The organism is Aquiflexum sp., assembly GCF_041749095.1.
In the GTDB taxonomy this organism is placed as follows: domain Bacteria; phylum Bacteroidota; class Bacteroidia; order Cytophagales; family Cyclobacteriaceae; genus Aquiflexum.
Genome location: NZ_JBGTCA010000493.1, coordinates 1 through 10,181, shown reverse-complemented (window position 1 = coordinate 10,181; position 10,181 = coordinate 1). Strand labels below are relative to the sequence as shown.

General features: G+C 38.6%; 8 protein-coding genes. 4 read left to right on the top strand and 4 right to left on the bottom strand.

The window, feature by feature from the left end; all coding sequences use genetic code 11:
• Window positions 1-88: 88 nt before the first annotated feature.
• The gene (locus ACEW8O_RS22645; protein ID WP_373496908.1) at window positions 89-2,539 is read left to right on the top strand and encodes a BamA/TamA family outer membrane protein; all 2,451 of its coding nucleotides are present in this window, start codon (window positions 89-91) and stop codon (window positions 2,537-2,539) included.
• A gap of 142 nt (window positions 2,540-2,681) precedes the next feature.
• Here ACEW8O_RS22645 and ACEW8O_RS22640 read toward each other — a convergent pair whose 3' ends face one another.
• Window positions 2,682-3,860 carry an ATP-binding protein gene (locus ACEW8O_RS22640; RefSeq protein WP_373496907.1) on the bottom strand — a complete coding sequence of 393 codons (1,179 nt, stop codon included), beginning with the start codon at window positions 3,858-3,860 and terminating at the stop codon, window positions 2,682-2,684.
• Window positions 3,861-3,990: 130 nt separating this feature from the next.
• Here ACEW8O_RS22640 and ACEW8O_RS22635 point away from each other — a divergent pair, with 130 nt between their 5' ends.
• Complete coding sequence (locus tag ACEW8O_RS22635; protein ID WP_373496906.1) at window positions 3,991-4,284, top strand: hypothetical protein; 294 nt, start codon at window positions 3,991-3,993, stop codon at window positions 4,282-4,284.
• A gap of 81 nt (window positions 4,285-4,365) precedes the next feature.
• Here the strand turns inward: ACEW8O_RS22635 and ACEW8O_RS22630 are convergent, their stop codons facing one another.
• On the bottom strand, window positions 4,366-5,274 hold the full coding sequence (locus ACEW8O_RS22630) for a YihY/virulence factor BrkB family protein (protein WP_373496905.1): 909 nt from the start codon (window positions 5,272-5,274) through the stop codon (window positions 4,366-4,368).
• Window positions 5,274-6,236, bottom strand: a complete 963-nt coding sequence (locus ACEW8O_RS22625) for an aldo/keto reductase (protein ID WP_373496904.1) — start codon at window positions 6,234-6,236, stop codon at window positions 5,274-5,276. Before ACEW8O_RS22625 ends, ACEW8O_RS22630 begins: the two co-directional genes overlap by 1 nt.
• 243 nt (window positions 6,237-6,479) lie before the next feature.
• Between ACEW8O_RS22625 and ACEW8O_RS22620 the strand changes: the two genes are divergently transcribed.
• Complete coding sequence (locus ACEW8O_RS22620) at window positions 6,480-6,710, top strand: DUF3820 family protein (protein ID WP_373496903.1); 231 nt, start codon at window positions 6,480-6,482, stop codon at window positions 6,708-6,710.
• A gap of 35 nt (window positions 6,711-6,745) precedes the next feature.
• On the opposite strand, the gene ACEW8O_RS22615 is transcribed toward ACEW8O_RS22620, so the two are convergent.
• Entirely contained in the window at window positions 6,746-8,302 is a 1,557-nt protein-coding gene (locus tag ACEW8O_RS22615; protein WP_373496902.1) for a S8 family peptidase, read from the bottom strand.
• Between the two features lie 256 nt (window positions 8,303-8,558).
• Here ACEW8O_RS22615 and ACEW8O_RS22610 point away from each other — a divergent pair.
• The coding region (locus tag ACEW8O_RS22610; RefSeq protein ID WP_373496901.1) for a TonB-dependent receptor at window positions 8,559-10,181 on the top strand (1,623 nt) is incomplete at its 3' end.

Genomic DNA, 10,181 nt, shown 5'->3' with positions numbered 1-10,181 from the left:
CATTTTCCTGTTTCCGGAATTTTTTCTGGTGCAAGGATTTAATAAACTTAAGCGTATTTTTGCTTAACATTCGGTTAATTGCCAAATAGTGAATAAAGCCAAATATATAAACTTTCTCTTTCTGCTTATTTTTATTTCCGGCTGTTCTTTGACCAAAGGACTTAAGGAAGGTCAGTATCTGGTTTATGATGTCAAATTAGCAGGGGTAAAGAAAAGTGATAAGTCATCCCTCCAAAACCTCATCCGCCAAAATCCCAACACAAGAATCCCTTTACTCAACACTTCTGTGGGTGTTTCACTTTACCGCTTTGGGGAATGGACTTTTGACAGTACAAAGCATATCAACCGAAAGGAAAAATTGGAAGAGGAAAGGAAAAGCCTGATCAAAATTGATGAGGAAAATAAACTGGACAGGATTCAGGCCAAAAGGCTCAATAAACTCAATACCAATATAACTGCGATTGAAAAAAAGCTTGAATTTGGAAATTTTTTTATGAGAACCGGAAATCCAAGGGTTATCTATGACAGTGCAATAACAGAGGACAGCCGGAGACAAATGGAGTTTTATTTGTTCAATAATGGATTTTTTGATGCTGAAGCTGATTTTGAAGTTTCCAGATCAGATAAGAAAGCAAGAATCACTTACCTGATAATAGAAGACGAACCCTATATTGTTGATACTTTTTATACCCGGTCCGATGACCCGGACATTTATGAACTATTGTTGAAAAACAATTCCTATACAAATATCAAGATTTCCGGTATATATGAACAAAGTAATATATCAAAGGAAAGGCAACGGATTGAAGACCTGATGAAAGAAAATGGATATTATACATTTTCCAGATCATATATTGAATACAATGTTTATAAGGATACTTTAGAAAAAACAGTCAATATAGAACAGTTGATCCGAAAACCTGTCTATGCCGACGACCATCAGGTGTATACCTTGGATTCCATATTTTTTTCCATTGATCCCCCTTCAAATGAGTTTATAGATCAGGGTACGAAGAACATTTACAAGGACATCAATTTTGAGGTTTACAGGGATATTTATTCTGAAAAAATCATTTCTTCCAGGATTTTTATGTCAAAAGGAGACCTGTATAACCGGACAGATGTTATTGAGACCCAAAGGCAATTGGCCAATCTGGATCTTTTCAGATTTGTCAATATTGCGTTTGATACCATCGGGAATACCCTGAGGCCGAGAATCTTTACCCAGCCCAATCAAAAATACCAGATCACCAATCAGGTGGGTGCCAGTATCACTGAACAGGTTCCGGGACCGTTTTTCAGTCATTCACTCAGAAACAGAAACTTATTCCGAGGAGCTGAGATTTTTGAATTTTTTTTCAGGGCAGGTTTGGAAGGTGTGGTATCCGCGACAGGTGAAGGTGGTGTATTCCGAAGCAGGGAACTCAATACTTCGGCTTCGGTTATTTTCCCACAGTTTTTGCTCCCTATTGGTATCAACTCACTGGAAAGGTTTGGAAGGTATAACCCAAGAACAAGAACGCTGATAGGATATAATTATGTTGACAGGCCAGAGTATATCAGAGAAAGTGTCAACGGCGTAATCAGCTACAACTGGAATACCAGAAACATGAAACAGCAATTTACATTGAATGTTCTTGATGCCAACTTCATTCGTTCTAGGCTAAGTAATGATTTCGAGGAACTTCTGGTAGACCTTCGAGACCAAGGAAACAACCTGATCAATACATTTTTACCCTCATACGTAAGCAGTATATCCGGACAGGTAATTTTCAATTTTAATCAATATGGCGCATTCCAGAGAAACAAAGCTTCCCTATTAAGGCTTTTTATGGAAAGCGGTGGTACTTCATTGAATTTTGTAAATCCTAGTTTTATAGAAGAACGTAGTCTGGCTTATTTCCAATTCCTGAAGTTTCAGGCAGATTTCAGAAGATTTATTCCCATTACAAGGGAACAGACTTTTGCTTACCGTCTCAATCTTGGAGTCGCAAAACCTTATGGCGTCAGCAATGGGATTTTGCCTTATGAAAAATACTTCTTCGCCGGAGGTAGCACTGGTATTCGGGCCTGGCAACCTCGACGTCTAGGACCAGGTTCATTTGCACCACCAATATTGGCCGATGGCTCATTTGATTATAGATTAGAACAGCCCGCGAATATTTTGTTCGAAGGTATGTTTGAATTAAGGTCTAAGATTTATGGGTATTTTGATGGTGCTTTTTTTATTGACCTTGGAAATAGTTGGAATTTTAAATATGAAAATGACGATCCAATTAATGAAGACCCAATGAATCCAAATCCAAGAGATCTTGGAAATTTTGAATGGAACAGATTTTATAAAGAAATAGCAGTAGGAACAGGTTTGGGATTAAGGATGGATTTTGATTTTCTTGTGCTGAGAATGGATATGGGCGTCAAAGCCGTAGACCCTGCAAGACTACCTGGGGAGCGGTTTATCTTAGGCAATTTCTTCAAAAGTTTTATGGGTGAAAGGGGTCAGACTGTTTTTAATATTGGGATTGGATATCCTTTTTGATTGGAGACCTGCCTGGCCGGCAGGCAGGTTTTAGATTGTAGATTTTAGATTTAAGATTTGATTTTTTAGTTTCATATTAAAGAGGGAGAAAATCCGGAGACTTTAGGAATTAATTGTAAAATCGTTCACTTTATGGAATGAATTAGATCTCATTAACAATTACTTGTCCTTTAATGATTTTGTCAATCGGTAAGGAAAAAAAGAATGAAGTTCCTTCACCTTCGGCACTTTCAACCCATATTTTCCCACCATTTCTTTCCAAAAATCCTTTTGCCAAAAGTAAGCCGATACCAGCGCCTTTATTTTTTTTCATGGGATTTGATAGTGCTCTTAACTGTGGTTTAAAAAGTTTTTCCAATATCTTTTTGGACATACCTATACCGGAATCCTTGACCTGAACAATAATTTCTTTTTCATTTCGTCTGGTTGATATATTGACTTCTCCTCCAGAATCGGTATGCTTGATCGCATTTGAAATCAGATTTTGAAAAACGGATTGCAACATTTTTTGATCCGCGAATACAGTTTCATTTTCATCTATCTGATGAAGAAGGTTAATGTTTTTTAACTGTGCTGTATCTTTCATTCGATCAAAAACATCGTGGATAAAATCATTCAACGGTATCTTTTCGGGTGTAAACGCCTCATTGGCATATTTCACCCTCGCCCAATCGACAAGATAATCCAACATGGCCAATTCTTCCCGGGAAGTTTTGAGTAGAAGTTCAATCATTTCATTTACTTCCTCACCATCCATTTCTTTGATATTTTCCTTAAGGTGTGACACCAGGCCAATTATCCCGGTCAATGGAGACCGAAGATCATGGGAAATGATGGCAAGTACGTTTTCTTTATGCGTATTGAGTTCCTCAAGATCTTTGATGTAGGTTTCGATGACCTCTTCGGATTTCTTCATCTCAGTCAAATCCCGCAATATTTTTACAAATCCTATTATTTCTCCTTTTTCATCCTTAAGCGGAAAAACCAGGCCATGGGCAAAAAATCTACTCCCATCTTTCTTTACATGCCAACGATCATCTGTTGCCCTTCCTTTAGAAAGTGAAATTTCAATTTCTTGATTTTGGATCCCACTATCCAAATCTTCCGGTGTAAATATTATATCAAAATCTTCACCTATAATTTCATCAGTTTCCCATCCAAAAATATTTGTGGATCCCGAGTTCCAACTGTTGATTTTTAAATCTTTGTCAAGTGTGAAAATGGAATAATCCTGAAGACTATCGATAATCTGACTATAGAATTCATCGGAGGGAATGTATTTGGATTTGGTTTCTTTAGGGTTGTTAAAATTTCTAAACATTTCAATATTATGGTTTATATTAGTTTAAAAAATATAATTCACGGTTTCTGATATTAAATTGTAATAATAAGAAAATACCTTATTATAGAATTGTAATAAATTGGATACCACTTACATAATTTACTGCTACATGACACCTGACGAATTTATTAAATCTTTAAAAGACAAAAATCCCCCCAAGAGCATTCAATCCCAACTGGAAGCTCTGTGGCATGATGGCAAAGGGGATTGGAAAAAAGCCCATGATTTAGCAGATGGACCCTCTGATAAATTATCAGCCAGGGTACATGCTTACCTGCATCGAAAAGAAGGGGACCTTTGGAATGCGGATTATTGGTATAAAAGATCAGGAGAATCAAGGCCTGACTTGAGTCTTGAAGAGGAATGGAAGGTTTTAGTCAATAGAATTTTAGATAAATCTTAATTTAAACAGCTATTTTCATAATTAAGCTGCTTAAAATATCGATTCAGGCTACATCGGTCATCATCGGACATCGGACATCTTTCAATTTCCAATCTCCCTGATTTCCACCTTGATGGCCTGATTTTTAGGAACAATTCCTCCTCCGACATGTTCGGCAATATAATAGGTGATTTGGGCACCAAATAGGAAAATTACCACGGAATAGTAAACCCAGATCAATAAAATAACCAAAGAACCGGCCGCTCCATAAGAAGAACCCAGATCACTGTTTCCCATATAAATCCCAATCAGATACTTTCCAACACCAAAAAGCACCATGGTTACCAATGCTCCTATCCAAGTATCCTTCCATCTTACTTTTGCATCGGGCAATATCTTATACATCAAAGCAAAAACAACTATTAGGATTATTTGAGAAAGTACAAAATTTGCTATTGTTACCAAATTAATTGGCAAATCAATCACGTTCTCAATAATGTAATTGTTGACAATTGCCAGCACGGCTTCAAGGACAAGAGAAACCAAAAGAATAAAACCTATGGTTGCCACCAAAGAAAAGCTTAACAAACGGTTGATGATAAACTTTAATATCCCTTTTTCCGGCCTTGGTTTAATATGCCAGATATGGTTGATGGCATTTTGGAGGCTTACAAATACCGTGGTAGCACTGAAAGCTATAATAAAAAAAGCAACAAAATTGGGTATAACGCCATTGGATTCCATGTCAAAATTTTCCAGAATATTCTCCAACGTTTCCCTACTTTCAGCCCCTGCCAATTCTTCTACCTGATGAAGCATCTCATGCTTAATTTCTGTCTCGGAATATAAGGTTGTACCTATATTGAGGATGATGATCAACAATGCCGGCAAACTGAAAATAGTGTAAAATGCTGTCCCCGCAGCCAATCCCATCGATTCACCGGAAAAAAAATCCTTGACGCTGTCTTTAATTATCTGAAATAATGTTAATTTTTTGACTCTTTGATACATTAGGTTTTATCATTTTCCCAAAGGTCCTCCTGGGAATAAGGACTCATTGGACCTGTAAAAAAGGAACCGTCAATAAATCGATATCTCAGATCAATTTTTCCCAATTTTTCGGAATCCTCTTTATTGAATTGAATTTCTACTGAAGCCAAATTCTGCTTTATTCTGGCTTCGTTCACAGATTTGGGAATAACCACAATACCTCTATCAATTGAATACGCTATTAAAATTTGTGCCACACTGACCTGATACGTATCCGCCAATTCCCTAATAACCGGGTGTTCAAACAAACTTGGTTCATCGGATTTTTTGATGGATGAGGATCTGTCACCCGAACCTAGTGGAGAATAAGCAGTCATGTGAATCCCCTTGGACCTGCAATATTCAACCAATTTATGCTGTGGGTTGAAAGGATGCATTTCCACCTGATTCATTTCAGGCATCTGATTCCCGCTTTTTATAATCTCCTCTAATTTGGAAATATTAAAATTGGATACCCCAATGTGTTTGGTAAGACCTTTGGCTTTGCAATCTTCCATTCCTTCCCAGGTCTGTGACAAGGGAATGTCATTATAGGTGAAAAATTCCTCCCTGTTTTGGGCAAAACCGACACCTTTTTTGAAACTTATCGGCCAATGAATCAGGTATAAGTCCAGGTAATCCAATTTGAGATCTTTGAGTGTTTTTTTGAGCGCAGGCTGAACGTCCTCCAAGCGGTGATTGCTGTTCCAAAGTTTGGAGGTTATAAACATTTCCTTTCTGCTTACGAGTTCATTTTTGAAAGCAAATTCCAGGGCATTGCCCACTTCCTTTTCATTGTCATAAATAGCTGCACAGTCTATTTGGCGGTAACCGGATTCTATCGCCCAAATGACAGCTTGGTAAACTTCTCCCGGTTTAGATTTCCATGTCCCAAGACCAATGATTGGCATGGTATCACCGTTACTGTATTTGATCGATTTCATAGCGCGGTCTATTTGGTTTTTTGTTTTACTAAGTTATCCCGATAAAATTTAATTTTAAACGAAAGGACTAATTTTTTACATCCCTGAATAACTTGAAATTAAAAAACCATGGATTAATACTTTTTTCAAAAGTAGAACTCAAAAAACCGGCTTGTTGTTCCAAAATTTCTTTTTCAAGACCGGAAATCCTGCTAATATCGTCTCATTATATAAAGCTTAAATCTAATCAACTAACGGTAAAAAATGGATAAACAGATTTTATTGGACCTGGTGACCAGGACGATGCCCTTCGGAAAATACAAGGGAAGATTGCTCTGTGATGTGCCGGAGCATTATTTGGTCTGGATGCACCGCAAGGGATTTCCTGAGGGAAAACTTGGGATGTGGCTCCATACTCTTTATGAAATCAGACTCAACGGGCTGGAATCCATCTTATATGAACTCAAGGAAATGAATAAAAAAAGGCCAACCTAAAGCTTAGATTGGCCTTTTTATATGATTAAATTGGGTTAGAAATTGATGGTAATTTCATTTGAGCAATTTTGTGTTCCCTCATCACATACTTTGTAGGTCAAGGAACCACCTCCTCGGAAGTTGGTTTGATCAGAGTATTTACCTGTGTTGTTAACTGTGAATTTGGTTCCGTCTCTGTAGATATCTACTTTTGAGGTGATAGCACCATTCCATTCTAAGTCAGCTCTCCATCTTCCCTGAACTTTTGAACCGGTACCGCTCAATTGAATATCAGTAGTTACATCGTCACCACCGTCTCCTCCATCACCACCATCTCCTCCATCCCCTGAACTTTCACCCAAAGAATACAACAAATGATTGTTGGTAGTCCTGGAATTGTTCACAACATTTTTTGTCGAAGTGCTTGAAAGATAATCGTATACCATCTGGGGACTTGCACTTGTGTTGCCTTGAAGATATAAGGCAGCTACTCCCGCTACATGAGGTGATGCCATTGAGGTTCCTGAAATGGTATTGGTAGCAGTATTGCTGGTATGCCAGGCAGCAGTGATGGATGCTCCTGGTGCAAAAATGTCCACACAGTTTCCATAATTTGACCAAGACGTTTTGGAGTCTGTATTGGTAGTTGCACCTACAGTATAAGCTCTTGGAGCCCTCGCAGGAGAGTATTTACAGGCATCATCCTCTCTCCCAAGGAAATTGCCGTTTCCGGCAGCAACGATTACCGGTACACCGGCATCATACAATCTTGCAACAGCATCATCAATGGCAGCACTTCCTCCACCTCCCAATGACATGTTGGCTACTGATGGTCCACTGGAATTGGCGGCTACCCAATCCATACCTGCTATTATCCCGCTCCAAGAACCGGAACCGTTACAATCCAAAACCCTTACGCCGACAAGAGTCACATTCTTGGCGACCCCAAAAGTAGTTCCTCCCACTGTGCCAGCAACATGGGTACCATGTCCATTGCAATCCTCAGAATTTCCGCCAAAAGCATCAAAACCTCTTTGTGCCCGGTTTCCGAATTCATTATGGGTTGTTCTGACACCTGTATCTATGATGAAAGCTTTTACGCCCTGTCCCGTGCCAGTATAAATATAAGTTCCATTGAGTGGTAAAGCTCTTTGGTCGATCCTATCCAATCCCCAAGTGGCACTGTTCTGGGTTGTGGAATTGATATGGACATATCCATCCGGCTCAATATATTTCACCATAGGATCTTTTTCCAATGTTTCCAATTGTTGACTGGTAAGTTCCAGTGAGAATCCAGTCATTAGATTCCCAAACACCCTGTCCACTTTATCTTCCGCTACACCATACCTAGCCACAATATCATGGGCGGCTTTTCTCATACCTATCTGAACATCTTCATACCTGTCAGTTTTCCTGAAATTCAGGGTATTCTCATGAAGAACAACAATGAATTTTCCGGGAATAAACCCTTCCTTTTGACCTAATGCTATTTGGTCAAGATCCTGAATATTCAATTCATCGCCGGTATCCTGACAGGAACTAACGGCAATTGCCAATACCAGCATGGAAAAGAATGCAGGTCTCAGCATTTTTTGGTAAACATTTTTTAACATGGTCTTAATGATTAATGGTTATACATCTGTGGAAAAGCTAATTTCCAACTTCCTAACTTAAATAAATTTTATTATAAAATCAGTAAATTTTGAGTGAGAAACTATAGATATTTTTTCATATTTTGAAATAGTGTCATGCTAAATCAATTTAATTGGAATTTATTGTATTTATACTTTCTGGTTTTGTTGAAACAAAGTTGCATTAAATTTAGGTATTCCTTCTTATAGTTTTTATTTTTGCAACTATGTTTCATTTATGAGGGTTGCTGTTTTAATATTGATATTTATTTCTTTGGTCATTCCGGTTCTGGCACAGCAAGATTGTAATCTGGTCATTAGGGGCAAAGTAATACATGCTGAAAATAATGAACCTATACAGGACGCATACATCTGGATTATGGAAAGTGAAATTGGAACTGTTTCTGATTTTAACGGACTGTTCAGATTACCAAATCTCTGTCCGGGTACTTACACAATCAAAATCCAGTACCTAGGACATCAGGATTATATTGAAAAACTGGAAATCAAAAACAACAGTAACTATACTTTCAGAATGGTAGCAGAGGATATTGCCTTGGAAGGCGTTGATATTCATGGTCATCAGGATGCCTTGATTACGACCAATTCAGTTTCCTCGATTTATGGTGAAGTATTGAGATCCACCAGGGGACAGACATTAGGAGAATCTCTCAGAAAAATACCAGGGGTCAATACATACTCTTCAGGATCTACGATCCAAAAACCGGTCATTCATGGTCTTCACAGTAACAGGATATTGATCCTAAATAATGGAGTCCGGCTTGAAGGTCAACAGTGGGGTGCAGACCATGCACCGGAAATTGATCCTTTTATAGCCAATGAAATCTCGGTAGTAAAAGGAGCTGAAACTGTAAGATTTGGAGCTGATGCCTTGGGTGGTGTTATTTTGGTAAATCCAGCTCCATTACCTGTAAAGGCAATTCAAAAAGGGGAAGTTGACCTGATCGGATTTTCAAATGGTATGGGATTAAACGCAGCTGCTTCTTTTATTGGGGGATCTGAAAAAATCAAAGGCCTTGGCTATAGAATTCAAGGATCTTCGAAATTTGCCGGAAATGTACAGACTCCGGACTATTTTCTTGCCAATACCGGGGTCAAGGAGCTGAACTTTTCAGGTGCAATCGGGTATAGCAGCAGCAGATTAGGGTCAGAACTGTATGTGAGTAATTTCAGAACAACCATAGGGATCTTATCTGACGCTCATACCGGTAACCTTAGTGATCTGCAAAGTATCATTGACAATGGCAGGCCCTTCCGGGAACCTGAGTTCAGCTATGATATCCAGAACCCCAAACAACAAGTAGATCATCAACTTGTCAAAACAAAAATCCATTATCATTTAAATGATGGATCAAAGCTCAATTTTCAATACTCATTTCAAAGAAACCATAGACAGGAATTTGATCGAAGGAGAGGAGAATTGAATAATAGGGCCTCATTGGACATGGTGCTTTTTACCAATTCCCTAGATTTAAGCTATAACCATCAAACAAGAAAAAACTGGGATGGTGCGGTTGGAGCACAGTTAATGCAACAGGCCAATTCCAGTATCCCCGGCACTGGGGTCATTCCTTTGGTTCCAAATTTTGACATGATCAATCTTGGAATATATGCCATCGAAAAATTTACCTATGGTCCATTGGAATTGGAGGGTGGATTGAGATTTGATTCCCGATATGTGGAAGCAGCTAGGATAATACGAGGCGAACTTCAGGAGAGGGATTTCAGATTCAACAATTACTCCGCATTCTTTGGAGGAGTATATGCACTGACCAGAAACCTGACTTTCAATTCAAATCTAGGTTCTGCCTGGAGGCCCCCCAATATCAACGAACAGTTC

Bases quoted from the DNA above. Each gene is read 5' to 3' on its own strand.
- ACEW8O_RS22640 (WP_373496907.1), bottom strand. From the start codon at position 3,860: ATGTTTAGAAATTTTAACAACCCTAAAGAAACCAAATCCAAATACATT.
- ACEW8O_RS22635 (WP_373496906.1), top strand. From the start codon at position 3,991: ATGACACCTGACGAATTTATTAAATCTTTAAAAGACAAAAATCCCCCC.
- ACEW8O_RS22630 (WP_373496905.1), bottom strand. From the start codon at position 5,274: ATGTATCAAAGAGTCAAAAAATTAACATTATTTCAGATAATTAAAGAC.
- ACEW8O_RS22625 (WP_373496904.1), bottom strand. From the start codon at position 6,236: ATGAAATCGATCAAATACAGTAACGGTGATACCATGCCAATCATTGGT.
- ACEW8O_RS22620 (WP_373496903.1), top strand. From the start codon at position 6,480: ATGGATAAACAGATTTTATTGGACCTGGTGACCAGGACGATGCCCTTC.
- ACEW8O_RS22615 (WP_373496902.1), bottom strand. From the start codon at position 8,302: ATGTTAAAAAATGTTTACCAAAAAATGCTGAGACCTGCATTCTTTTCC.